This is a genomic window from Sutterella massiliensis, assembly GCF_016899755.1.
In the GTDB taxonomy this organism is placed as follows: Bacteria; Pseudomonadota; Gammaproteobacteria; order Burkholderiales; family Burkholderiaceae_F; genus Sutterella; species Sutterella massiliensis.
In genome coordinates, this window is record NZ_JACJJC010000454.1 from 1 (window position 1) to 261 (window position 261).

The 261-nt window shown below is 56.3% G+C and carries 1 protein-coding gene; it reads right to left on the reverse strand.

What is annotated here, in order from left to right; all coding sequences use genetic code 11:
• Positions 1 to 261: hypothetical protein (locus tag H6A60_RS13285; RefSeq protein WP_205105338.1), on the reverse strand; the 261-nt coding region annotated here is incomplete at both ends.

Sequence of the window (261 nt, forward strand, 5' to 3'; positions counted from 1 at the left end):
ATCATCGAACGGCCCCAGGACCACGCCATCCCGAACATGGCAGGCGGCGCAGGTAATGCCTTCCCGCTGATAATCGGCATCATACCGGGGATTGGGCTCGGTGACCGGCCGTTCAGGATTCTCCTTGACCAGGCCCTTGATCAACAACGGCTGCTGATTTTCCATCGGCGCATGGCAGTTCAGGCAGACCCAGATGTGCTCATCCTTGGTCCAGTAGGCCTGAAAAAATGGATCAACATAGGCATGGGCATGAATCGATGT